The following is a 21,548-nucleotide window of genomic DNA, read 5'->3' on the forward strand; positions in this document are numbered from 1 at the left end:
CTTCGCGTACTAGCGCTGCGCGCTGGCTGGCAGGCGGGGGGACAGGTGTTCACGCAGGTAGTCCGCGCCGGTCTGGATGACCTTGGCCGGATCGCGTGGCTGGTCGTGCTCGAGGATGTACCAGTGCACGCCGGCCGCTGCGGCGGCTGGCAGGATCGCGCGCCAGTCCAGCACACCCTGGCCGACGGCAGCGAAGCCGCCCTCGTCTTCGGCCTGGCCCTTGGCTGCATTGTCCTTGGCGTGCACCGCGAACAGGCGGCCGCGGAACTTGCCGAGCATCACCGCCGGGTCCAGGCCCGCACGCGCGACCCAGGCCAGGTCCAGCTCGGTCTGCAGGTACGGCCCGGCCGCTGCGAACAGCAGTTCCAGGCCGGTCCGGCCATTGAAGTCGACCAGTTCGAAGTCATGGTTGTGGTAGGCCAGGCGCATGCCCTTGGCCCGTACCTGCTTGGCGATCGCGCCCAGTTCCTTGCCCAGCGCGGTCCAGCCTGCGGCATCGGTCGGCCGATCCTTCGCGTCCAGGTAAGGCACCACCAGGGTGGTGTTGCCGATCGACCGGTTGAAGGCCACCACGCCGTCCAGGTCCTTGCGCAGCTCGGCCAGTTGCACGTGGGAGGAAATCGCCCTGATCGAATACCGGTCCAGCAACTGCTTGAGTTCGCTGGCGCTGACGCCCTGCGTGCCCACCGTTTCCACCGCATCCACGCCGGCGTCATGGACGATCTTCAACTGCTGGTCGAGCGGGCCGGCGTTGCGCAGTGAGTACATCTGCACGGCGATGGGCTTGTGCGGGCTGACGGCTTCGTGTGCCAGGACGGGCAGGGTAGCGAACAGCAGCAGGGCGAGGGTGGCAGTTCTGCGGGCAGGCGTGTTCATCATGAGATGCTCCCGGGGTTCAACCGATGGCGGTCCAGGCACGGGTCCTGGCCGAGGTGATGACGCGGTCGACGATCAGCGCCGAGCGCACGCCGTCTTCGAAGGTGGGCAGGCCATCCGGTCGCTCGCCTTCGATGGCGCGGTAGGTGTCGGCGACGAATGCCTCGAAGCAGTGGCCGTAGCCCTGCGCGTGCCCGGCCGGCAACAGCGACAGCCGGCGCTGTTCGATACTGCCGGCGCCTGGCCCACGCACGAAGACTTCCTCGCGCTGGTCGGGCTTGCCGATCCACAGCCGCTCGGCGTCTTCCTGGTTGAACGCCACGCTGGCCCTGGCACCATCAATCTCGAACCAGAGGCGGTTGTGGCGTCCGGCCGATACCTGGCTGACCGTCAACGATGCCAGCGTCCCGGCGCCGGTACGGAACATCGCTGCCGCCACGTCCTCGCTGGTGACCGCCTGCATCGCGGCACCGGCCGCTGCTGTGGTGAAGCTCTGCCCGGTGTCGGTGCTGCGTTCGGCGATCACCGTGTCGAACGCCGCGCTGACCTCGGTGAAGCGCTCGCCGCTGACCCATTCCACCAGGTCACACCAGTGCGAGCCGATGTCGGCGAACACGCGCGACGCGCCGCCCAGCGCCGGGTCCACGCGCCAGTTGTTGCTGGCCGGGTCCAGCAGCCAGTCCTGCAGGTAGCTGCCATGAATCAGGTGCAGCGGCCCCAGTTCGCCATGGGCGATGCGTGCGCGCGCCTCGCGGACCACCGGGTGGAAGCGGTAGACGAAGGGCACCGTGGCGACCAGCGCGTTGGCGGCCGCCAACGCTGCCAGCGCCCGGGCGTCTTCCAGCGTGGTGGCCAGCGGCTTCTCGCAGACCACGTGCTTGCCGGCTTCCAGTGCGGCCTGTGCCATGGGACGGTGCAGGTGGTTGGGCGTGCATACGTGCACGACCTGCACCTGTGGGTCGGCGACCACCTCCTCGATGTCCCGATAGGCACGCGGGACACCCCACGCCTGCGCCACATCGCGTGCGCGCTGCGGAGAAGAGGCGGCCACGCCACGGATGTCGGCACCCGCCAGCAGCGCCGCGCGACGGTGCACGGCACCGATCATTCCCGTGCCGACGATGGCGATTCCAGGCTTTGGCATCAGGTAGGGTCCTCAGGGCGTGGAAGGTGCGGCCGCAACCACTGGCCGGTCGCGGAACAGCAGCAGGAAGGCGATCAGCACGAGCAGCGCGACCCCTGCCGGGAACAGCCAGATCTGCTGCCAGTCCGGACCGGCTGCAGTGGTGAAGTGCTCCACCACCGCGCCGGACAGGAACGTACCGATCAGCATGCCCACGCCATACGTGGCCAGGGTGATGAATCCCTGCGCGCTGCTGCGCGCGGCCGGGCCGGCATGCGCATCGGTGTAGATCTGGCCGGTGACGAAGAAGAAGTCGTAGCAGATGCCGTGCAGCACGATGCCGATCACCAGCAGCGAGAAGCCGCCGCCCGCATCGCCAAAGGCGAACATGACGTAACGCACGACCCATGCGGCCATGCCCACCGCCAGCATCGTCTTCACCCCCAGCCGCACGAACAGGAACGGCATGGCCAGCATCAGCAGGACTTCGGAGACCTGTCCCAGCGACTGCAGGCCCGCCGCGCCGCGCACGCCCAGGTCGTTGAGATACGGGTTGGTGAAGTTGTAGTAGAACGCCAGCGGGATGCAGATCGCGATGGACGCAAGGAAGAACACCAGGTACGAGCGTGACTTCAGCAGGCGCAGCGAATCCAGCCCCAGGATCTGCCCCAGGCCGGCATCGCGCTGCCGTGCCAGCGGCGGGGTGTGCGGCAGGGTGAACGCATACAGGCCCAGCGCCAGCGACGCCACCGCCGCCATCCGGAAGGTCAGCTCGAGCCGGTGCGCCTGTTCCCAGCCCAGCCAGCCGATCAGCACGCCTGCCACGATCCAGCCGACGCTGCCGGCCACCCGCACCAGCGGGAACTGTTTCTCGGGCGATTGCATGTGCCGCATCGCCACGCTGTTGGCCAGTGCCAGCGTCGGCATGAACAGCAGCATGTAGCCCATGACGCAGGCGGAGAACATGCTGAAGCTGGTTGCGGTGGACGCCAGCCACATCAGCACTGCGCCAGCCAGGTGCAGGACCGCAAGGATGCGCTGCGCCGCGAAGTAGCGGTCAGCGATCAAACCGACCAGGAAAGGCGCGACGATGGCACCGATGGACTGGCTGAGGAAGGCCGTCGCCACCTGGCTTGCGCTGGCCTGCAGCGGGCCCTGCACCAGATAGGTTCCCAGGGTGACGAACCATGCCCCCCAGATGAAGAACTGCAGAAACATCATCGCGCCCAAGCGCGACATGGTGTGCGTCATGGCTTGCCCTCCCAGGCAGTGATGTCTCAGATCCCGAGCATGCGGCGCAGTGATCCGGGATCGGTGCCGCTGTCGGCAAAGTCGTCGAAGGCGCGTCCGGTCACGCGGATGATGTGGTCGCGGATGAAGGCGGCTCCTTCCCGTGCACCGTCTTCCGGGTGCTTCAGGCAGCACTCCCATTCCAGCACCGCCCAGCCGGGGAAGTCGTACTGGGCGAATTTCGAGAAGATCGCCTTGAAGTCGATCTGCCCATCGCCGAGTGAACGGAACCGGCCCGGACGATCGATCCAGTCCTGGTAGCCGCCATACACGCCACTGCTGGCACTGGGGTGATATTCCGCGTCCTTGACGTGGAAGATGCCGATGCGATCGTGGTAACGGTCGATGAAGCCGAGGTAGTCCATCTGCTGCAGCAGCAGGTGGCTGGGGTCGTACAGGATTTTCGCGCGGGGATGGTGGTCCACCACGTCGAGGAAGCGCTCGAAGGTCGCGCCGTCATGCAGGTCCTCGCCGGGATGGATCTCGAAGCACAGGTCCACGCCGCAGGCGTCAAAGGCATCCAGGATCGGGCGCCAGCGTCGGCCGAGTTCGGCGAAGGCTTCGTCCACCAGCCCGGGTGGCCGCTGCGGCCAGGGATAGAAGTAAGGCCAGGCCAGTGCGCCGGAGAACGTGGCATGCGCGGTCAGCCCCAGGCGCTGGCTGGCCTTGGCGGCCAGCAGCAGCTGCTCCACCGCCCAGGCCTGGCGGGCGGCCGGATCGCCACGCTTGTCCGGCGGCGCGAATCCGTCGAACAGGCTGTCATAGGCCGGATGGACGGCAACCAGCTGCCCCTGCAGGTGGGTGGACAGCTCGGTGATCTGCAGGCCATGTCCGCCCAGCATGCCGCTGACGTCGTCGCAGTACGCCTGGCTGCGCGCCGCCTCGGCCAGATCGAACAGGTGGGGCGCGCTGGTCGGCACTTGTACGCCAGAATAGTCCAGCCCCGCGGCCCATCCGGCCAGCGTGTCCAGCCGATCAAAGGGAGGTGTGTCGCCGATGAACTGCGCCAGGAACAGCGCTGGACCCTTGAGCGTCTTCACGTTGATTCGCCCTCGATGCAATCGATTGCATTATCCTAGCAGGGGCATTCGAAAGACCCGTTGTGCACTGCACAGCGAAAGGAAGAGGTAGCGCCATGGCCACCATCTACGACATCGCAAGGCACGTCGGCGTCTCCGCAGGCACGGTGTCGCGAGCGCTTTCCCGGCCGGACAAAGTGCTGCCGGCTACTCGCGCGCGCATCGAGCAGGCCGCTGCTGCGCTGGGCTACGTGCCCAACACGGTGGCCAGGACACTCAAGACCCAGCGCAGCGGCAAGATCCTGGTCACCGTGCCGGACATCGCCAACCCGTTCTTCGCGCAGATCCTGCAGGGCGCGGAGGATGCGGCGCAGGCCGTTGGCTACGCCGTTCTGCTGGGCGACACCCAGAACCTGCCCGAGCGCGAGGAGCGCTACGCGCAGATGCTCCGGCGCAACGAGGCCGATGGTCTGATCGTGCTGGGGCATCGCCTGCCGCCGACGGCGCGCGAGATTGTCCAGCAACGAGGTACCGCTGCACCGGTGGTCAATGGATGCGAATTCGATCCCGCGCTGGGCATCCCCAGCGTCCACATCGACAACGCGGCCGCCGCGCGCGCTGTGATGGAGCACCTGTACGGACTGGGGCACGAGCGGATCGCTGTGGTGGGCGGACCGCCCGACAATCCCCTGCACACGCAACGGCTGGAAGGCGTGCGCGCCGCCGGCAGGGCGCGTGGCCGCCTGCGCCACCTCAGTGTCGTGCCGGGTGACTTTTCCGTGGAGTCCGGCCATGCGGCCGCGATGGCGCTGCTGCCGCCCGCAACCGCACCCACCGCGATCTTCTGCTTCAGCGACCAGATGGCGCTGGGTGCGTTGGCAGCCTGCCGTGACCTGGGCATCCGCGTGCCGGATGACGTCTCCATCGTCGGCTTCGACGACCTGGCGTCATCGCGTTACCTCACGCCTCCGTTGACGACCATCAGGCAACCGATGCGCGAGATCGGTGAGCGCGCGGTCAACCTGCTGCTCGCCATCATCGAACAGGTCGATGTACCGCTTCAGCAGACGCTGGATTTCAGCGTGATGCTGCGGGGTTCGACGGCCCCGCCCAAGGGTCGCTGAGGCAAGGGCAGGGCGGCGGGATGCCGCGCTTTGCCCGGCTCAGGGCTTGCCGCGCCTGGCGTCCACGCTGAAGCGGCCAGGCCCGCTGCAGGCCAGCAGCAGGAAGCCGCCGGCGATGGCCAGATTTTTCAGGAACATGATCTGCTGCACCGGGTCGGCGAGCTGGTGGTGGAAGATGAAGGCCGTGACCAGGCTGAAGGCGGCCAGCACCGCTGCCACTGCCCGGGTCTGGAAACCGAGCAGGATGCACAGGGCCGTGCCGATCTCGAACAGGATGGTGGGCCACAACAGGATGCCGGGAAGACCCATCGCCGCCATGTAGCCCTGTGTTGCCGCCGGGTCGGACAGCTTGCCCAGGCCCGATACCAGGAACAGCAGCATCAGCAATACGCGGGCGGCCAGCTTCGCAAGGGAGTGAAGTGATGTGTCCACGGCAACGTCCTCAGGGTGGGCAGGGCGGGGGATGATCAACAACCATGCAGGGCGGTATGCCCTTGCCCAACCGACCGGGCGCTGCAGCAGGAGCTCCTGTCCGGCCATCGAATCCCATCACGGGTGAAGTGGATGTTGAGAGCGATGGCGCCGGCAGCTTGGGCGACCTGCGCGGTGCGTCCTTGCCTCAGCGCCGCTCGTACCAACCGCGCGATGCATTGACGATGCGCACCACCGACAGCATCACCGGTACTTCGATCAGCACGCCGACCACGGTCGCCAACGCCGCGCCGGAATGCACGCCGAACAGGCCCACGGCGGTGGCCACGGCCAGTTCGAAGAAGTTGCTGGCGCCGATCAGCGCCGAGGGACCGGCCACGCAGTGGGCAACCCCCAGGCGCCGGTTGAGCAGGTAGGCCAGCCCGGAGTTGAAGTAGACCTGGATCAGGATCGGCACCGCCAGGATGGCGATGACCAGCGGCTGCTGCACGATCTGCTCGCCCTGGAAACCGAACAACAGCACCAGCGTCAGCAGCAGGGCCAGCAGCGAGACCGGGCCCAGCGTGCGCAGCGCGGACTGCAGGCCAGCCTGGCCGCGACGGGCCAGCATCCAGCGCCGCAGCAGTGCGGCCACCAGCACCGGCGCGATGATGTACAGCGACACCGACAGCAGCAGCGTGTCCCATGGCACGCTGATCGCCGACAGGCCCAGCAGCAGCGCCACCACCGGTGCATAGGCCACCACCATGATCGCGTCGTTCAACGCCACCTGGCTGAGGGTGAAATTGGCATCGCCGCGGCACAGGTTGCTCCACACGAAGACCATCGCGGTGCAGGGCGCTGCTGCCAGCAGGATCAGCCCGGCGATGTAGCTGTCGATCTGCGCGGCGGGCAGCGCGTCGGCGAACACGTGGCGCAGGAAGAACCAACCCAGCAACGCCATCGAGAAAGGCTTGACTGCCCAGTTGATGAACAGCGTTACGCCGATGCCTTTCCAGTGCTGGCCGAGCTGGCGCATCGCACTGAAATCAACCCGCAGCAGCATCGGGATGATCATCAGCCAGATCAGCACCGCGATGGGCAGGTTGACCTTGGCCACCTCCGCCGACGCCAGCGCAGCGAATGGCTGCGGCAGCGCGTGGCCAAGCAGGGTGCCGGCCACCATGCACAGCGCCACCCACAGGGTCAGGTAACGCTCGAACAATCCCATCGGTGCCGGTGCGCTCACGCCTGGCCGTCCCCGGGCTGCACGAAACCAATGCGATCCAGCGCGTCTTTCAACGGCCTGCGGTCGGACCATGTAGCTGCGGGCAATGCCAGCAGGGCCAGCAACCGTGCCTTGACGATGGCATGGGCCTGCGCGAATGCAGCCGCCTTGTCCTCCGCGCTGCCATCGACGGCGGCCGGATCAGGCAGGCCCCAGTGCGCGCGCACGAAATCGCCGAACACCACCGGGCATGCCTCGGCGGCCGCGGCATCGCAGACCGTGATCACCAGGTCCATCGGCGCGCCGTCGGCGAACTCGTCCCACGATTTGCTGCGCAGGCCTGCCGTTGCAATACCCTCGGCCTGCAATTGCGCAAGTGCGAACGGATTGACCTCGCCGGTGGGCTGGCTGCCGGCGCTGAAGACCTCGAAGCGATGACCGGCCCACGCCCGCAGCGTGGCTTCGGCAAGGACGCTGCGGGCGGAATTGCCCGTGCACAGGAACAGGACGCGTTGGGTGGTCACGAAGCAGATCTCCGGTCAGCAGGCGCAATCAGGGGAGGTGGGGCTGCAGGCCGGATCGGGCGAGCCTGCGCAGCAGTTGTGGGTGAGGTAGTCGATCAGGCCGGTCATCGCGCTGAAGTTGGCGCGGTAGCAGACATTGCGGCCCTGGCTCTCGCTCTCGACCAGCCCGGCCTGCAGCAGCTCCTTCAGGTGGAAGCTGAGCGTGGCCGGCGGCACCTGCAGGGCGGCGGCGATGTCACCGGCCATGCGTCCGGCCGGGCCGGCTTCGACCAGCAGCCGGAACGCGGCCAGGCGGGTGGCATGACCGAGGGCAGTGAGGGCGGCGATTGCATTCTTCGTTTCCATATTTCTAGAATAGTCGAATGAATGAATCCATCGCAAGCGCCACCCTTCCGAATCTGGTCGAAGCCTCGCTTCCCCAGCCCGACCCGACCCTGCTGGGCGCCGGCCGCGCACACCCGCCGCGGATCCTGCTGTTGTATGGCTCGCTGCGCCCGCAGTCGTTCAGCCGCAAGCTGGCGCTGGAGGCCGAGCGCCTGCTGCGCCACCTCGGCTGCGAGACCCGGGTGTTCGATCCGCATGCGTTGCCCATGCTCGACAGCGTCGGCGCCGATCACCCTGAAGTGCAGCGCCTGCGCGCGTGGTCGCACTGGTCCGAAGGCCAGGTCTGGATCAGCCCGGAGCGCCACGGCACGGTCACCGGCGTGTTCAAGAACCAGATCGACTGGCTGCCGCTGGAAGACGGCAGCGTGCGCCCGACGCAGGGCAGGGCGCTGGCGGTGATGCAGGTCAGTGGCGGTTCGCAGTCGTTCAACACGGTCAACACGCTGCGCGTGCTGGGGCGGTGGATGCGCATGCTGACCATCCCCAACCAGTCTTCGGTGGCCAAGGCATGGCAGGAGTTCGACGAGAACGGGCGGATGAAGCCCTCGGCGTACTACGACCGGGTGGTGGATGTGATGGAGGAACTGGTCAAGTTCACCCTGCTCACGCGGGATCGTGCGGACTACCTGGTCGATCGCTACAGCGAGCGCAAGGGTGATCAGGAGGCGGCCGCATTGGCGCGTGCGGCAGGGGCAGTGGCCGCACGTTGATGGCACGCGGCGGCCGCAGGGACGCGCGCATGCGCGGGCGCATCACCTCAATCCACTACCATGGGCCACCCCACCAGGATGTGCCCCGATGTCCCTCGTCATCCCGACCCTGCCCAGGCCTCCCGCCGCACGCATCGCCGCCTGGCTGATGATGCTGCTGGGCATGTGGCTGGCACTGAAGCTTGGCCTGGTGGTGACCCTGCTGTCGGGCCTGCTGGTGTTCCAGCTGACCCATGTGCTGGCCTCCACCGTGGAAGGCAAGCTGCGTCCCGGCCGGGCGCGGGCTATCGCGGTGATCGTGCTGTCGGCGGTGATCATCAGCGTGCTGGTGCTGGCCGGTATCGGCGTGGCCTCGTTCTTCCGCAACGAGACCGGTGGCCCGGACGTGCTGTTGGCGCGGTTGATGGACATCCTCAACTCCTCGCGCCACCAGGTGCCGGCCCTGCTGCAGCCCTACATTCCCGAGGATCTGACGGCGCTGCGCGCCGCCGTGAACGAATGGGCCGCCGAGCACCAGCGCCAGCTGGGCGTGGCCGGCACATCGGTGGTGCAGGTGGGCGTGCGGGTGCTGATCGGCATGGTGCTGGGCGCGATGATCGCGCTGTATGACGAACTGCCGCTGCCGAAGATGGGTCCGCTGGCGCAGGAGCTGATCGGCCGCACCAGCCGCCTGGCCACGGCGTTCCGCCAGGTGGTGTTCGCGCAGGTGAAGATCTCGCTGCTCAACACCGTGTTCACCGCCATCTTCCTGCTGGGCGTGCTGCCGCTGTTCGGCGTGCACCTGCCGTTGTCGAAGACGCTGGTGCTGATCACCTTCCTGGCGGGCCTGCTGCCGGTGGTGGGCAACATCATCTCCAACACCATCATCGCCATCGTCGCGCTGTCGGTGTCGTTCTACGTGGCCGTGGCTGCGCTGCTGTACCTGGTGGTGATCCACAAGCTGGAGTACTTCCTCAACGCGCGCATCGTCGGCGGCGAGATCCAGGCGCGCGCCTGGGAGCTGCTGCTGGCCATGCTGGTGATGGAGGCGGCCTTCGGCCTGCCCGGGCTGGTAGCCGCGCCGGTGTTCTACGCCTACGTGAAGCGCGAACTGGTGGACCAGCGCTGGATCTGACCTGCCTTCACCCGGGCAGAGCGCTACACTGATCCGCACGCCAGGGGATACATCGATGGGCCGCAGGGCATCGCCAAACGGACTGCAGACCTGGCTCTGGATCCTCGGTGGCCTGTTCGTGCTGTGCACGCTGCCGCTGATGGCCATCGCGCTGGTGCAGGGCACGCAGCGCTACACCGAAGCCGAGGCCAACCTGGTCAGCCTGCAGCAACTGCGGCAGACCTTCGAACTGGCCAATCTGGTGTCGGCCGAGCGTGGACCGGCCAACAGCCTGCTCGGCACCGACAGCAGCGATGTGCAGGAGCAGCGCCGACTGGCCGCGCAGCTGGCGGTCGCACGGCAGCGGGTGGACGCAGCGACGCAGCACCTGCAGAGCGTGTTCCAGAACGACCCGCGGGTGGTGGACGAAACACCGCGCCTGCACGAAGCGCGGCGCCGGTTGCAGACTGCGCGCGCCGCGGTCGACCGGGTGGCCGCGCTGCCAAGAGGCGAACGCTCGGCAGAGGAGGTGGAGCACGCGATCAACAACATGTTCGCGGTGTATGACCGGCTGCAGGCGCTGACCTCGGTGCAGATCAGCGATCTGGTCGCGGCTGATCGCGAAGCCGCGATTCCTGCCATGCAGGGGCAGATCCTGATCGACCTGCGCGAGCACGGTGGCCGCTTGGCATCCAACGTGATGGCGCCGCTGGCCGTGCCCGGCGCGTGGCGCGAGTCGCAGGTACGCGCCGCGCAGCAGACCGAGGGCCGCCTGCTGGAGCTGTGGCGGTTGGCCGCCAGCCACGAATCGGTGTTCCGCAGCGAGCCGGCGCTGTCCCTGCACTGGGACATGGCGCGCCGGCAGTTCTTTGGCCAGTCGCTGCCGATGGTGGAACAGCTGATCGACGATGGCCGGCGCGGCGTACCGCCACCCTGGACGGCGGCCGAGTTCACCGCGCGCTACGTGCCCACCCTGCAATCGCTGGAAGCGTTGCGTGATGGCTACCTCGGCGTTTCGATCGCGCGCTTCCAGCACACCCGCAACAAGGAAGCGCTACGCCTGGCCGTGCTGGGTGCCACCGTGCTGGGTACGCTGCTGCTGCTTGCGCTGGCACTGCGCATCGCCCACGTGCAGATCCTGCGGCCGTTGCTGCAGGCGCAGGCGCAGGTGATCCAGATCGCCTCGGACACGCCGGGTGCAGAGCAGCATGCCACCCACCCGATGGCGGAAATGCAGCGCCTGTTCGATGCCATCGAGGTACTGCGGGCGAAGTCGCACCAGCGCTCGGCATTGACCCGTGAGCTGCGCGAGCTGGCCGATACCGATCAGCTGACCGGCCTGTTGAACCGGCGCTCGCTGGAGGAACGGGTACGACAGCGGCGTGCCGAGGGAAGCACGCAGGCGGTGGTGATTCTGCTGGACGTGGACCATTTCAAGGCGATCAACGATGGCCAGGGGCACGCGGCCGGCGATGACGTGCTGGTGCAGGTGGCGCAGTTGCTGCGCAGCCATCTGCGCCGCAACGACAGCATCGCCCGTTATGGCGGCGAGGAATTCCTGGTGCTGCTGGCCGATGGTGATCTGGCCAGTGGCCGGCGGTTGGCCGAGTCGCTGCGGGTGGCATTGCGTGCGCACGACATCGTGCTGGGCAGCCGTGACATCCTGCGGGTCACGGCCAGCTTCGGTGTTGCCCAGGGCGCGCTTGACCCGATCGGCTGGCACGCGCTGGTGCGCGCCGCCGACGCCGCCATGTACGAGGCCAAGGCGCTGGGCCGCGACCGGGTGCAGGTGGCGGGCAGCGGACGCGCCGCGCGCTGAGCGGGTCAGCCATTGTCCGCCTGCGCCCTGCGCAGGATGTGGCCGACCATGTGCCGGGCCACGGTGCTGGGCACCGGCAGTCCGCGCCAGCGCATCGCCCCCACGCGGAACGTGGCGCTGGCCGTGGCCAGCAAGCGGCCGCTGGGCGAGGTCAGGCGCCCGCGGGTGAAGATGATGCTGCCCTTGCTGTGCTCGATCTGCCCCCAGCCGATGATGCGCCCGGGACGGGCGGGACTGACGAAACTGGTCTTCGATTCGACCGTTACCGCCAACCGGTTGGGCGGCAGCGTTGCGTAGATCGCCGGGCCCATGCAGTCATCCAGCATCGCCGACAGGAAGCCGCCCTGGATGTTGCCCATCGGGTTGGTCAGGGCGGTGCTGGCATCGAACTCGACATTGATCTGGTCCTGTGCGGGATCGTGGCTGATGAAACGCCACCCCAGCAACAGGCCGGCCTTGGACGGAGGAAGGTCGCCGTTGATCACGCTGTACAGCAGGGACTGGGGATTCATGCGGGAAACCTCGGTGTGGGGGGAGGTCAGGCAGGTTGCAGCAGCGACAGCAGGGCCAGCAGGAATCCGATGCAGCACAGCGCGACCACGGCCGCACCGGCAGAGACCGGCGTCCTGGCACCCGTGCGCTTTCGCACGCCGGATGCGACCGCGACCGGTGGCAACGTGGCCAGCAGACAGAACAGCTGGAAGGCGACCAGCTGTGGCAGCGCGAAGTGACCACCGAAAAAGATCAGCCAGGCCAGCATCACCCCTGCGCCGGCCAGCGCGATCCAGCCCGCGCCGACCACTTTGATCAATGCCATCAGCAGCACCTGCATGCGCGGTGGGACGCCGCCCCAGGCCAGCCCGACCGCTTCACCGTGGTAGGGCATGAACTCCGAGCGTTTCAGGTAGGCCGCCGCGAACAGCGCGACGATGAAAAAGGCCAGCAGGTAGCTGCCGAACGCGAGCGAGGCGAACAGGTCCATGTGCCATCCATGCCGATGCCGAGAGGGAGCCGATGGCCAGGGCAGGCGCTGCATCCCCTGGCTGGCACATGGCCATGCGATTCTTGAACGGCGCCCTGTTAGCCGCGTGTCGCGCCGATCACGGCCCTTTCTGCATCCGGAATTAACGCGTGCAGCGTGTTGCGTGCTGCATCACAACGGTGTTGTGACCGACGTTGCGGCTTCACGCGTGCTGATGCCTTCCAGCTCCAGCCGCATGTGATCGAAATCGAGGGTCCAGGCCGGGAAGGCGGCCAGTACATCCCAGCCGAGCACACCCTGGTTGCGCACGCTCACCTCGGTTGGATCCTGAAGGGTGATCGCCAGCGACGGCAGCATCGCGCGCTGCCCGCCGATCTGCACCGTAACCTGTGGCCACTGTGCCACTGCGCGTTCGCTGCTGCCGCCGGCGCCGGCCAGGCGCTGGCGCGTTACCGCCAGGCCCTTCAGCACCTGCGGATGTGCGCGGGCGAAATGGGCCGACAGGGACGAGCTGCTGGCGCCGCTGTCCAGGTGCATGGGCACCTCGATGCCGCCGATGCGTGCGTCGACGAACAGATCGCTGCCCGCCAGCGCCAGGTTGCGCGGCAGGTCGGCCGCGCCGGCACCCGGTTGCGGTTGCAGCTGGCCATCGCCGCCGAAGCGGATCCGGCCCATCGCGCGCAGCACCGGGAAGCCGATGATCGCGTCGATGTGGTAGCCGCCGGGCATCGGCATGTCCAGCTGTGCATCGTCCAGCACCAGGAACACCACATTGCGCAGGTCCAGCCCGGCCAACTGCAGGCGGTCGGCGATGGCCACACGGGTGGCCACGGTGCGCCGGCTCGAACTGCCCACTGCGGCCTCGTCGCCGATCTGCAGGCCGAGCCGCTGCGCAGTGCTGGAGGAGATCACCGATAGATTGGCGCCGGTATCGAGCACCGATTCCTGCGCACGGCCGTTGATGAGCACCGATGCGCGCGGCAGGCCGACCTTGTCGCGCGCGAATGCCGTGGGCGCAGGCGTGTACTGCTGCACGCGCTGCGGCGGCGCGCTTGCCAGTGCAGCGGCCAGTGTCGCCAGGGTCTGGCTGCCCTCCACTGCATCGCGGTCGGCAGGGCAGCGTGCGAGCACGTGCAGGGATGCCTGCGCCGCGGCTGCGGCGCGCGCGTAGTCGGCCGCAGCGAAAGCCGCATCGGCGATGACCCGCTGCGCCAGCGCGGTATCGCAGGTGCCACCGCCGCGCTGGGCAATGAAGGCCTCGGCCAGGCTGATCGCCTGCCGCTCATGCAGTTGCGCCGCTGCCTGCCGTGCCTGTGCCAGCAACGGCCACGGCGCGGGCAGCACGGCCGAGGCATCGGCCAACGCAGACAGGTTGCCGTCGGCCGCCTCCCGCAGGCGCTCCCGCGCATCATCGGCGGAGAGCGGGCCCGCCCAGCAGGGCAGGGACAGCAGCAGGCAGAGCGCTGCCACCGACATGGCGCGGTCGCGCGGCAGCTTGGAATGTGCAGTCATCCGAAGTATCCTGTAGATGGATAAAAACTTTCTGTAAAACAGAAATTACTATGCGTGAATCAGAAAAATCAAGGCGTCTCGTCCGGGCCGCGCGCCGGCTGCGCTGGGTAGCGTGGGCGGGCGTGCTGCTGGCGCCGCTGTTGACCGTGGCAGCGCTGGCCAATACGTGGCTGGGCAGCGCCGCGCCGGTGCAGGCGGAAATGGATGCGGGTGGGTTGCCGCTGGCCTGGGCCGGTACGCTGGCGCTGGCGCAGGCGGCACTGGTGGCCGCAGCGTTGTGGCAGCTGGCGCAGCTGCTGGGCCAGGTCCGCATCGAGCGCCTCTTCCCCCTGCAGGGCAGCCGCCGCTTCGGCCGTTTTGCCGGTCTGCTGCTGCTGGCGGTGCTGGTCAATGCCGTGATGGCGCCGCTGCTGGGCGCACTGCTGTCGGCCAGCGCGCACGGCCAGCTGCGCCTGTCCATCGACGGTGCCGACCTGCTGGCCGTGCTGGTGACCCTGGTACTGTGGCTGGTAGCCCGCTTCCTCGATGCCGCAGCGCGGTACGAGGACGACCATCATTCGATCATCTGAGGCGCCGATGGGAAGCATCGTCATCCGCCTCGATGTCATGCTGGCGCTGCGCAAGGTGCGCTCGCGCGAGCTGGCGCAGCATGTGGGCATCACCGAATCGAACCTGTCGCTGCTCAAGTCCGGGCGCGTGCGCGGCGTGCGCTTCGACACGCTAGCGCGGATCTGCGAGTACCTGCAGTGTCAGCCCGGAGACCTGCTGGTCTACGACCCGGACGCCGAGGGCGATGCCCCCGGCGATGAAGAATGAGCGCGCGGCGCATGTTCATCGGTGGCGCACGCGCTGCTGCCTAGACTGGCCATTCGACCGTCCCAGGAGTACGCCATGACCCTGCGTTCCGTTGTGACTGCCACGCTGCTGGCGGGCCTGTTCGCTGGTTGCGCCAGCAGCACACCGCGGCCCGATCCGGGCGCCGATGCGCCACGTCATCCGTCGATCGCCGCTGATGCCAGCCCGGTGCCTGCCTTCACCGGCGGCGGCGCCGGCTGGTCCATCGAGATCGCCTCCACCGGCAAGGGCAACCACGATGCCACGCTCACCGTTGCTGGCCGCAGCAGCGCTGGAACGCTGCGCTACCTCGGCCAGCCGGCCGGTGCGCCCAGTTCGTTGACGGTGCTCAACGGTGAGCTGGGCAAGCAGCCCACCATCGTCGAGATCAAGCGCGAGCCCTGCCGCAACGCCGAAGGCGTGGATACGTCGGCCAGCGTGCAGGTGACTGTCGAGGGCCAACCACAGCGCCGCGGCTGCGGCTTCCTGGCCGTGTACTGACTGGCACACGCATGATCCACATCCCAGTGCTGGAGACACCGCGCCTGCGCCTGCGCGCGCAATGCCTTGATGACTTCCCGGTGTATGCCGCGTTCCTGGCCTCGCCCCGTGCGCGCGGCATGGGCGGGCCGTTCGCCGAGGTCGCCGCGTGGGGGCAGTTCTGCCATGACCTGGCCAGCTGGCATCTGTTCGGCCACGGCGCGTTGATGATCGAGCGCCGCGACACGGGCGAGTGCATCGGCCAGGTCGGCATCAACCATGGCCCGCTGTTTCCGGAACAGGAACTGGGCTGGTTGCTGTATGCCGGGCAGGAAGGGCAGGGTTTCGCCAGCGAGGCGGCGGCGGCGCTGCGTGATTGGGCGTTCGTGGTGCGCGGATTGCCGACGCTGGTGAGCTACATGGCAGCGGACAACCACGCCTCGCAGGCAGTGGCGGTCCGCCTCGGCGGCGTGTTGGATGCGCAGGCGGTGCGCAGCGATCCGGATGACCTGGTGTTCCGCTATCCGCGCTGATGCGTGACGGTCACCGCGGCGCGGGGGCGCTGCACGCGGGAATGCCAACTGCGGCCACTGCGTGAAGAAGGCGCCAGCAGCCATCCACGCATCGGTCACCGCGTCGAGCAGACGCTGGACACCCATCTGTTGAAGGAACTGCCCATGACCACGCTCACCCTTCCCGAACTGGCCAAGAAAATGGCCGGCATCGATTTCACCATGCTGCAGACCCATGCCGGCGGCCAGATCGCTGGCCGCCCGATGAGCAACAACGGCGATGTGGACTACGACGGCGACAGCTGGTTCTTCACCATGGAAAACACCGATATGGTGCGCGAGATCAGCGCCGACCCGAACGTGGCGCTGGGCCTGACCGGCAGCAAGTCGCTGCTGGGCAAGCCACCGCTGTTCGTGCACGTGCAGGGCAGGGCAGCGCTGATCCGCGATCGCGCCACGATGGCCCAGCATTGGGTGAAGGACCTGGAGCGGTGGTTCGAGCAGGGCGTGGATACGCCGGGTCTGGTGCTGATCCACGTACACGCCAGCCGCATCCATTACTGGGATGGCGAGGACGAAGGCGAGATCGTGGTCTGATCGCGGGGGCCGCACAGGGCCCCTGCACGTTGCTGCCGCAGCTCAGGAATGTGCAGGCGTGCCGGACCACGCGGCCAGTTCCGGTGCCAGCGCATGTTCAACGGCGCGGCGCAGCAGTGCCGGGGCCACGTAATGGCGATGGGCGCTGTCGATCATGGCCATGTAGAAGCGGCCAAACGCATTGAGCGTCTGCACGCGCGAGCCCAGGCTGATCTGGACCTGGCCGTCCTCGCAGAACTGCACGCGCACGCTGCTGCGGAAGCGGAGATGGCGGTCGTCTGCGCCGAGCAGCACTTCGGCACACCGGTCTTCCGCATCTACTCGGGCATCCAGCACCGGGAAACGTCCGCCGAACACGCGGCTGCGATCGGTGGACAGCAGCGACGACACCGGGCAGCCCAGCGGCGAGGTGCGCAGACGCAGTGGTGCAACCAGACGATTGCGCAGGGCCATCAAGCGGCCGACGCCCGCCGGCGGGTTGCGCAGGAACCCGTCCAGTATGTCGGCCAGCAGGGCGGAGGCCGATCGATGGCGGGTCTGCCCGCCGTGCAGGGTCAGCGTGGTCGTGTCGTTGTAGTGACCGTGCGGCAGGGCGCTGGCGAGCATTCCCGCTGAAGGCGACGACGCGCTGCTGCAGACCGGGTACGCCGGCGTCGCCCGCTCCACGAATCCGCGCAGTGGCTCCAGGCTGAAGCGACGCAGCGGCCCCAGCAACGTGCGCGTCTGCACGCACAGGCGTGCGCGCAGGCTGGGCGCTGCCGCCTGCAGTGACAGTTGCAGCAACGGCGTGGCGGCGAGTGTGGTTGCGCTGGGCCAGTGCGCTGCCGGCAGCACATCGGTCAGGCTGGGAATGTCCGCGGCGTTTGCCTGTGCCAGTGCGCGCGCCTGCGCGCTCATTGCCCCGGCCAGTTCATTGCTGTGGCACGAGAGCGCGAACAGGGCAGGGTGGGCAGGACTGTTCGAGGCGAACTGGTGCCAGGTGCCACCACCAAAGCGCACGGTGAACAGGCAATCGGGCGGGATGCGGACACGACGCAGCGACCGCAGGAAGTGCGAGGGATCGTCCGCCAGCTGCTGATCGGATGCGCTGGCAAACCGCAGCTCGGCACCGGCACTGCCGGCGATGGCGGTGAACATGCGCGGCCCGGCATGGCGGTGGAAGGGATGGCCGCCGGCACCCACCACGAAGCTGTACAGCGATGACGGATCGCCGTGCTGCAGGTGCATGCCACCCAGCCGTGCCGAGGGCTCGTCCAGCGCATCGATGAAGGCCGGGTGGTGGCGCTGGCGCTGGCTGGCATCGCTTACCAGCGCATCGCCGGCACCGATGCCGAGCTGCGCGATCAGGGTGACTTCCACCGGGCCACCACCGTCGTGTGCCGGAAGCTGGATACTCGGGAACGAACGGCTGGTGCGGGTCGAACCGGGCATCGCAGTGCTCCTCAGCGGGCGGGTGTCTTGCGGCGTGCGCGCGCTTCGCGCTTCAGCGGGCCGCCGACCGGACAGACTTCGGCAGCCCAGGAAAACAGCGTGTTGGCCAGGCGGTCGGGCACCTGCCGGAAGTACACGAACTGGCCGCGCTTCTCGCGTTCGATCAGGCCAGCGTCTTCCAGGATGCGCAGGTGGCTGGAGAGTGCCGGCTTGCTGAAATCGAAGCGCTCGGCCAGCTCGCCGGCGCTGAGTTCGCCGGCGCTGAGGTAGGCCAGGATCTGCCGGCGTGCGGTGGAGGCCAGGGCTTCGAAGATGCGGTCCATGGTTGCAGTTAACTAATTCGTTAACTGATGTTCCCCCTGGTGGCAGGTGATGTCAAGCGCGGGGGGCCGTTGCGTACTGCCTCCCGGCTTTGTCATCCTCCCCGCTGTTTTCCGTTCCGTGGAGTTCCGATGCGCCCTGCGCCCTGGCTGATCGCTGGCCTGCTGCTGCCGATCGTGGTGATGGCCCAGCCTGCGCGTGCGCCGAAGGCAACGGCGCAGGATCCCTTCAGCGAACTCTTCGACACTGCCTGCATGCAGCACATCGGCGCGCCGGCGCGGCTGCAGTCGCTGATGGATGCCAATGGCCTGACGCCGCTGCAGCCGGCCGAGGCCGCTACGCTGCTGCAGGGCCAGCCGGGCATGGCATGGATGGTGCCGTTGGCCAGTGGCCGCTACGCGGTCAGCTGGGCCGATGATGGCACCTGCACCGTGTATGCCGAGAAGGCCGACCCGGCGGTAGTGCAGAAGGGCTTCGCGCGGCTGATGCAGGCCGCACCGAAGCCGCTGCAGATCCGCTCGCTGCCCTCGCGCGGTCCATTGTCCGGCGACCAGGTGGCGATCCAGTACGGTTGGGCAACGCCGGGCGAAAGCAAGCTGCGCGTGCGCTTCCGGCTGGTCACCCGGCAGGCCGCCGAGGCCGGGGTGCAGGCGATGGCCTCGGCCACGCCGGGCGAGGCGATGCGCGAACAGGCCGCGCCGCCTGCACCGGCACCCGCCCGGTAGCGCTGCCGGAGTACACGCGATTCAGCCAACAGCCCGGGGATGTGATATATCGTTTATCGATAAATCCACCCCGGGGCGGCAGGGCCGCTCCACATCGGAGGCTGCTTGACCGCTCGTCCCGCCCGCGCCCTTCCTGCGCGCGGCTTGTTCACCCTGGCCCAGACCGCCGTGCAGGCGGTGCGCGCGATGTGCTGGCTGGGCATCCTGGCCGCGCTGCTGGCGGTGCCGCTGGTGGCCTACGACCGCAGCTGGCTGCTGGACAGCGTGCACGACGCGCAGGCCGCGGCCATGCACGGTTCGCATCTGTTCCTGCATTTCTGCGTGGGCCTGGCCGCCATCGTCGCGCTGCTGGTGTTGTGCCTGGTGTTCCTGCGCCACCTGGCGCGGCTGCTGCGTTCTGCGGCCAACGAACGCCCCTTCACCCATGCCAATGCCGTACGCCTGCAACGCATGGCCTGGCTGATGCTGGCGATGGAGGTGCTGTCCATCGTGATCGGTCTGTATGCCAGCTGGATGGGGCCGGACTTTGCGTGGATGGAAGTTGGCGGTGGCATGTCGATCACCGGCTTGGTGGCCGTGCTGATGCTGTTCGTGCTGGCGCGGGTGTTCACCGTTGGCGCAGCGATGCGCGACGATCTGGACGGTGTGATTTGATGAGCATGATCTGATGGCGATCGTCATCACCCTCGACCGCATGCTGCAGCAGCGCGGCATGACCTTGTCCGAGCTGGCCGGGCGCATCGACATCACCCTGGCCAACCTGTCGATCCTGAAGACCGGCAAGGCACGCGCAATCCGCTTTTCCACCCTCGATGCGATCTGCCGCGAACTGCAATGCAGCCCTGGCGACCTGCTCGGGCATGACCCTGCGCAGGCGCAGGATGCGGATTGAGCCTGGCTGCGCCGCACGCCTGCACCGCACCACTTTTCCCTTACTGACGAAACGGACCTGAAATGGAATGGTTGGCTGATCCCTCGATATGGATGGGCCTTGCAACCCTGGTCGTGCTGGAGATCGTTCTCGGCATCGACAACCTGGTGTTCATCGCGATCCTGGCCGACAAGCTGCCGCCGCACCAGCGCGACCGCGCGCGTGTGATCGGCCTGGCATTGGCGCTGCTGATGCGGCTGGTGCTGCTGGCTGCGTTGGCCTGGATCATGAAACTGACCGAACCACTGGTCACGCTGCTGGAGCACAGCTTCTCCGGCCGCGATCTGATCCTGCTCGGCGGCGGCCTGTTCCTGCTGTTCAAGGGCACCATGGAGCTGCACGAGCGGCTTGAAGGCCGCGAGCATCACGAGGACGGCAAGAAGGTCTATGCCAGCTTTGCGATGGTGGTGGCGCAGATCGTGGTGCTTGATGCGGTGTTCTCGCTGGATTCGGTGATCACCGCGGTCGGCATGGTCGACAACCTCGGCGTGATGTATGCGGCGGTGACCATCGCGATGGCGCTGATGCTGCTGGCCAGCAAGCCGCTGACCCGCTTCGTCAACAAGCACCCGACCGTGGTGGTGCTGTGCCTGGGCTTCCTACTGATGATCGGTTTCAGCCTGGTGGCCGAGGGCCTGGGCTACAGGATTCCGAAGGGGTACCTGTACGCGGCCATCGCGTTCTCGATTCTGGTGGAAGCGTTCAACCAGTGGATACGTTTCAACCGCGAGCGCAACGAGCAGCGCCAGCCGTTCCGCCAGCGTACTGCCGATGCCGTGCTGCGGCTGCTGGGTGCGCGCCAGGCCAATGGCCACGATGAAGATGAAACCGATGAGCGCGGCAGCACCGAAGAACGCCTGCAGCCCGCCGAGCACGAGATGATCCGCAGTGTGCTGGGCCTGGCCGACCGTCCGGTATCGAGCGTGATGACGGTGCGTGCCGACGTGCAGTGGATCGACATGGCGCGTGGTCACGACGATGTGGTCGCGCGCCTGGTGGCGTCGCCGCATACGCGGATGCTGGTGGGCGAGGGCGACCTGGACAGCCTGCGTGGCGTGGTGCAGAGCCGTGACCTGCTGGCCGACCTGCTGCAGGGCAAGCCACTGCAACTGGAAGGCAACCTGCGCGAGCCGCAGTACGTGCTGTCCAGCGCCAGTGCGTTGCAGGCCCTGGAGCTGATCCGCCAGCACCCGGTGCCGTTGGCGGTGGCGGTGGACGAGTACGGCAGCGTGGAAGGCCTGGTAACGGCCAACGACCTGCTGGCGGCGATCGCCGGTGATCTGGCCGATACCCAGGACGAGCGCTATGGCGTGGTTGCACAGGGCGAGGACTGCTGGGACGCCGACGGCGCGCTGACCCTGGACGACCTGCAGCGGCTGGCCGGCGTGTCGCTGCCGCGCAGCGCGGACTACATGACCATTTCCGGGCTGGTGCTGGAGCAACTGGGACGCCTGCCCGACATCGGCGACACGCTGGAGGTGGCCGGGATCCGCATCACCGTGCTGGCGATGGAGAAGCGGCGCATCACGCGGTTGCGGGTGGAACGCCTGCCAGAAGCGTGACGATGTCGGGGCTGGGCCCATGCCCGGCTCTATCCATTGCCATCTTCTGCCGTCACCATG

Annotated in this window: 26 protein-coding genes; 13 read left to right on the plus strand and 13 right to left on the minus strand. The window is 67.7% G+C overall.

The genetic code is table 11. From position 1 onward, the window contains the following. Positions 1-9: 9 nt before the first annotated feature. Genes CR918_RS03765 through CR918_RS03780 form a run of 4 tightly spaced genes read right to left on the minus strand, consistent with a single transcriptional unit; the run spans position 10 to position 4,329 of the window. A complete protein-coding gene (locus CR918_RS03765; RefSeq protein WP_099844227.1) occupies positions 10-876 on the minus strand; it encodes a sugar phosphate isomerase/epimerase family protein in 867 nt (288 codons plus the stop codon). Between the two features lie 19 nt (positions 877-895). Next, positions 896-2,020 carry a Gfo/Idh/MocA family protein gene (locus tag CR918_RS03770; protein WP_099842081.1) on the minus strand — a complete coding sequence of 375 codons (1,125 nt, stop codon included), beginning with the start codon at positions 2,018-2,020 and terminating at the stop codon, positions 896-898. A gap of 12 nt (positions 2,021-2,032) precedes the next feature. Continuing rightward, complete coding sequence (locus CR918_RS03775; protein ID WP_099783178.1) at positions 2,033-3,250, minus strand: nucleoside permease; 1,218 nt, start codon at positions 3,248-3,250, stop codon at positions 2,033-2,035. 26 nt (positions 3,251-3,276) lie between these two features. After that, the gene (locus CR918_RS03780; protein WP_099842082.1) at positions 3,277-4,329 is read right to left on the minus strand and encodes a sugar phosphate isomerase/epimerase family protein; all 1,053 of its coding nucleotides are present in this window, start codon (positions 4,327-4,329) and stop codon (positions 3,277-3,279) included. Between the two features lie 95 nt (positions 4,330-4,424). On the opposite strand from CR918_RS03780, the gene CR918_RS03785 reads away from it, so the two are divergent. After that, positions 4,425-5,432: a LacI family DNA-binding transcriptional regulator gene (locus tag CR918_RS03785; RefSeq protein WP_025873934.1), complete on the plus strand. Its 1,008-nt coding sequence runs from the start codon at positions 4,425-4,427 to the stop codon at positions 5,430-5,432. A gap of 39 nt (positions 5,433-5,471) precedes the next feature. Here the strand turns inward: CR918_RS03785 and CR918_RS03790 are convergent, their stop codons facing one another. The 4 genes from CR918_RS03790 to CR918_RS03805 all read right to left on the minus strand — a co-directional run bounded on the left by CR918_RS03790 (position 5,472) and on the right by CR918_RS03805 (position 7,940). Next, complete coding sequence (locus CR918_RS03790; protein WP_025873933.1) at positions 5,472-5,864, minus strand: DoxX family protein; 393 nt, start codon at positions 5,862-5,864, stop codon at positions 5,472-5,474. Positions 5,865-6,051: 187 nt separating this feature from the next. Then, positions 6,052-7,074 carry an ACR3 family arsenite efflux transporter gene (arsB, locus tag CR918_RS03795; protein ID WP_099842083.1) on the minus strand — a complete coding sequence of 341 codons (1,023 nt, stop codon included), beginning with the start codon at positions 7,072-7,074 and terminating at the stop codon, positions 6,052-6,054. Positions 7,075-7,088: 14 nt separating this feature from the next. Further along, positions 7,089-7,595 (minus strand): arsenate reductase ArsC, encoded by a 507-nt coding sequence (locus CR918_RS03800; RefSeq protein WP_099842084.1) that lies wholly within the window; start codon positions 7,593-7,595, stop codon positions 7,089-7,091. A gap of 15 nt (positions 7,596-7,610) precedes the next feature. After that, positions 7,611-7,940: an ArsR/SmtB family transcription factor gene (locus CR918_RS03805; RefSeq protein ID WP_080149449.1), complete on the minus strand. Its 330-nt coding sequence runs from the start codon at positions 7,938-7,940 to the stop codon at positions 7,611-7,613. Positions 7,941-7,957: 17 nt separating this feature from the next. On the opposite strand from CR918_RS03805, the gene arsH reads away from it, so the two are divergent. From arsH to CR918_RS03820, 3 genes are all read left to right on the plus strand, one after another. Further along, positions 7,958-8,689, plus strand: a complete 732-nt coding sequence (gene arsH, locus CR918_RS03810; RefSeq protein WP_099842085.1) for an arsenical resistance protein ArsH — start codon at positions 7,958-7,960, stop codon at positions 8,687-8,689. A gap of 88 nt (positions 8,690-8,777) precedes the next feature. Then, a complete protein-coding gene (locus tag CR918_RS03815) occupies positions 8,778-9,803 on the plus strand; it encodes an AI-2E family transporter (RefSeq protein ID WP_099842086.1) in 1,026 nt (341 codons plus the stop codon). A gap of 55 nt (positions 9,804-9,858) precedes the next feature. Beyond that, a complete protein-coding gene (locus tag CR918_RS03820; RefSeq protein WP_099842087.1) occupies positions 9,859-11,601 on the plus strand; it encodes a GGDEF domain-containing protein in 1,743 nt (580 codons plus the stop codon). Positions 11,602-11,606: 5 nt separating this feature from the next. Here the strand turns inward: CR918_RS03820 and CR918_RS03825 are convergent, their stop codons facing one another. The 3 genes from CR918_RS03825 to CR918_RS03835 all read right to left on the minus strand — a co-directional run bounded on the left by CR918_RS03825 (position 11,607) and on the right by CR918_RS03835 (position 14,095). Beyond that, a complete protein-coding gene (locus CR918_RS03825) occupies positions 11,607-12,113 on the minus strand; it encodes a PaaI family thioesterase (RefSeq protein WP_033830583.1) in 507 nt (168 codons plus the stop codon). Between the two features lie 26 nt (positions 12,114-12,139). Then, positions 12,140-12,583 (minus strand): hypothetical protein, encoded by a 444-nt coding sequence (locus CR918_RS03830; RefSeq protein ID WP_033830584.1) that lies wholly within the window; start codon positions 12,581-12,583, stop codon positions 12,140-12,142. Between the two features lie 171 nt (positions 12,584-12,754). Then, positions 12,755-14,095, minus strand: coding sequence for a retropepsin-like aspartic protease family protein (locus tag CR918_RS03835; RefSeq protein ID WP_099842088.1), 1,341 nt, complete (start codon positions 14,093-14,095; stop codon positions 12,755-12,757). Between the two features lie 50 nt (positions 14,096-14,145). Here CR918_RS03835 and CR918_RS03840 point away from each other — a divergent pair, with 50 nt between their 5' ends. The 5 genes from CR918_RS03840 (at position 14,146) to CR918_RS03860 (ending at position 16,518) form a co-directional block, all read left to right on the plus strand. Continuing rightward, positions 14,146-14,664, plus strand: coding sequence for a hypothetical protein (locus tag CR918_RS03840; protein ID WP_133119664.1), 519 nt, complete (start codon positions 14,146-14,148; stop codon positions 14,662-14,664). 7 nt (positions 14,665-14,671) lie between these two features. Further along, positions 14,672-14,911 carry a helix-turn-helix domain-containing protein gene (locus CR918_RS03845; protein ID WP_032975902.1) on the plus strand — a complete coding sequence of 80 codons (240 nt, stop codon included), beginning with the start codon at positions 14,672-14,674 and terminating at the stop codon, positions 14,909-14,911. 75 nt (positions 14,912-14,986) lie between these two features. Beyond that, positions 14,987-15,430: a hypothetical protein gene (locus CR918_RS03850; RefSeq protein WP_033830588.1), complete on the plus strand. Its 444-nt coding sequence runs from the start codon at positions 14,987-14,989 to the stop codon at positions 15,428-15,430. Between the two features lie 11 nt (positions 15,431-15,441). Next, positions 15,442-15,942 (plus strand): GNAT family N-acetyltransferase, encoded by a 501-nt coding sequence (locus tag CR918_RS03855; protein WP_032975904.1) that lies wholly within the window; start codon positions 15,442-15,444, stop codon positions 15,940-15,942. A 144-nt stretch (positions 15,943-16,086) separates the two neighbouring features. After that, positions 16,087-16,518, plus strand: coding sequence for a pyridoxamine 5'-phosphate oxidase family protein (locus CR918_RS03860; RefSeq protein WP_025873924.1), 432 nt, complete (start codon positions 16,087-16,089; stop codon positions 16,516-16,518). 42 nt (positions 16,519-16,560) lie between these two features. Here CR918_RS03860 and CR918_RS03865 read toward each other — a convergent pair whose 3' ends face one another. After that, the gene (locus CR918_RS03865; protein ID WP_099842090.1) at positions 16,561-17,949 is read right to left on the minus strand and encodes a DUF2867 domain-containing protein; all 1,389 of its coding nucleotides are present in this window, start codon (positions 17,947-17,949) and stop codon (positions 16,561-16,563) included. A gap of 11 nt (positions 17,950-17,960) precedes the next feature. After that, positions 17,961-18,272, minus strand: coding sequence for a metalloregulator ArsR/SmtB family transcription factor (locus CR918_RS03870; RefSeq protein ID WP_025873922.1), 312 nt, complete (start codon positions 18,270-18,272; stop codon positions 17,961-17,963). 129 nt (positions 18,273-18,401) lie between these two features. On the opposite strand from CR918_RS03870, the gene CR918_RS03875 reads away from it, so the two are divergent. The 4 genes from CR918_RS03875 (at position 18,402) to CR918_RS03890 (ending at position 21,488) form a co-directional block, all read left to right on the plus strand. After that, positions 18,402-18,995: an NMCC_0638 family (lipo)protein gene (locus tag CR918_RS03875; protein ID WP_099842091.1), complete on the plus strand. Its 594-nt coding sequence runs from the start codon at positions 18,402-18,404 to the stop codon at positions 18,993-18,995. Between the two features lie 186 nt (positions 18,996-19,181). Continuing rightward, positions 19,182-19,649, plus strand: a complete 468-nt coding sequence (locus tag CR918_RS03880; RefSeq protein WP_059063423.1) for a DUF2975 domain-containing protein — start codon at positions 19,182-19,184, stop codon at positions 19,647-19,649. A gap of 13 nt (positions 19,650-19,662) precedes the next feature. Next, the gene (locus CR918_RS03885) at positions 19,663-19,887 is read left to right on the plus strand and encodes a helix-turn-helix domain-containing protein (RefSeq protein WP_025873919.1); all 225 of its coding nucleotides are present in this window, start codon (positions 19,663-19,665) and stop codon (positions 19,885-19,887) included. Between the two features lie 62 nt (positions 19,888-19,949). Next, positions 19,950-21,488 carry a TerC family protein gene (locus CR918_RS03890; RefSeq protein WP_099783194.1) on the plus strand — a complete coding sequence of 513 codons (1,539 nt, stop codon included), beginning with the start codon at positions 19,950-19,952 and terminating at the stop codon, positions 21,486-21,488. The last annotated feature ends 60 nt before the right edge of the window (positions 21,489-21,548 follow it).

Source organism: Stenotrophomonas indicatrix, from assembly GCF_002750975.1.
GTDB classification, from domain to species: domain Bacteria; phylum Pseudomonadota; class Gammaproteobacteria; order Xanthomonadales; family Xanthomonadaceae; genus Stenotrophomonas; species Stenotrophomonas indicatrix.

Excerpts from the sequence above, each read along its gene's own strand:
- CR918_RS03885 (WP_025873919.1), top strand. The coding sequence starts at position 19,663 with ATGGCGATCGTCATCACCCTCGACCGCATGCTGCAGCAGCGCGGCATG.
- CR918_RS03770 (WP_099842081.1), bottom strand. The coding sequence starts at position 2,020 with ATGCCAAAGCCTGGAATCGCCATCGTCGGCACGGGAATGATCGGTGCC.
- CR918_RS03865 (WP_099842090.1), bottom strand. The coding sequence starts at position 17,949 with ATGCCCGGTTCGACCCGCACCAGCCGTTCGTTCCCGAGTATCCAGCTT.
- CR918_RS03875 (WP_099842091.1), top strand. The coding sequence starts at position 18,402 with ATGCGCCCTGCGCCCTGGCTGATCGCTGGCCTGCTGCTGCCGATCGTG.
- CR918_RS03850 (WP_033830588.1), top strand. The coding sequence starts at position 14,987 with ATGACCCTGCGTTCCGTTGTGACTGCCACGCTGCTGGCGGGCCTGTTC.
- CR918_RS03785 (WP_025873934.1), top strand. The coding sequence starts at position 4,425 with ATGGCCACCATCTACGACATCGCAAGGCACGTCGGCGTCTCCGCAGGC.
- CR918_RS03880 (WP_059063423.1), top strand. The coding sequence starts at position 19,182 with ATGTGCTGGCTGGGCATCCTGGCCGCGCTGCTGGCGGTGCCGCTGGTG.
- CR918_RS03820 (WP_099842087.1), top strand. The coding sequence starts at position 9,859 with ATGGGCCGCAGGGCATCGCCAAACGGACTGCAGACCTGGCTCTGGATC.
- CR918_RS03815 (WP_099842086.1), top strand. The coding sequence starts at position 8,778 with ATGTCCCTCGTCATCCCGACCCTGCCCAGGCCTCCCGCCGCACGCATC.
- CR918_RS03845 (WP_032975902.1), top strand. The coding sequence starts at position 14,672 with ATGGGAAGCATCGTCATCCGCCTCGATGTCATGCTGGCGCTGCGCAAG.
- arsB (WP_099842083.1), bottom strand. The coding sequence starts at position 7,074 with ATGGGATTGTTCGAGCGTTACCTGACCCTGTGGGTGGCGCTGTGCATG.
- CR918_RS03775 (WP_099783178.1), bottom strand. The coding sequence starts at position 3,250 with ATGACGCACACCATGTCGCGCTTGGGCGCGATGATGTTTCTGCAGTTC.
- arsH (WP_099842085.1), top strand. The coding sequence starts at position 7,958 with ATGAATGAATCCATCGCAAGCGCCACCCTTCCGAATCTGGTCGAAGCC.
- CR918_RS03805 (WP_080149449.1), bottom strand. The coding sequence starts at position 7,940 with ATGGAAACGAAGAATGCAATCGCCGCCCTCACTGCCCTCGGTCATGCC.
- CR918_RS03860 (WP_025873924.1), top strand. The coding sequence starts at position 16,087 with ATGACCACGCTCACCCTTCCCGAACTGGCCAAGAAAATGGCCGGCATC.
- CR918_RS03830 (WP_033830584.1), bottom strand. The coding sequence starts at position 12,583 with ATGGACCTGTTCGCCTCGCTCGCGTTCGGCAGCTACCTGCTGGCCTTT.
- CR918_RS03840 (WP_133119664.1), top strand. The coding sequence starts at position 14,146 with ATGCGTGAATCAGAAAAATCAAGGCGTCTCGTCCGGGCCGCGCGCCGG.
- CR918_RS03825 (WP_033830583.1), bottom strand. The coding sequence starts at position 12,113 with ATGAATCCCCAGTCCCTGCTGTACAGCGTGATCAACGGCGACCTTCCT.
- CR918_RS03855 (WP_032975904.1), top strand. The coding sequence starts at position 15,442 with ATGATCCACATCCCAGTGCTGGAGACACCGCGCCTGCGCCTGCGCGCG.
- CR918_RS03870 (WP_025873922.1), bottom strand. The coding sequence starts at position 18,272 with ATGGACCGCATCTTCGAAGCCCTGGCCTCCACCGCACGCCGGCAGATC.
- CR918_RS03835 (WP_099842088.1), bottom strand. The coding sequence starts at position 14,095 with ATGACTGCACATTCCAAGCTGCCGCGCGACCGCGCCATGTCGGTGGCA.
- CR918_RS03890 (WP_099783194.1), top strand. The coding sequence starts at position 19,950 with ATGGAATGGTTGGCTGATCCCTCGATATGGATGGGCCTTGCAACCCTG.
- CR918_RS03765 (WP_099844227.1), bottom strand. The coding sequence starts at position 876 with ATGAACACGCCTGCCCGCAGAACTGCCACCCTCGCCCTGCTGCTGTTC.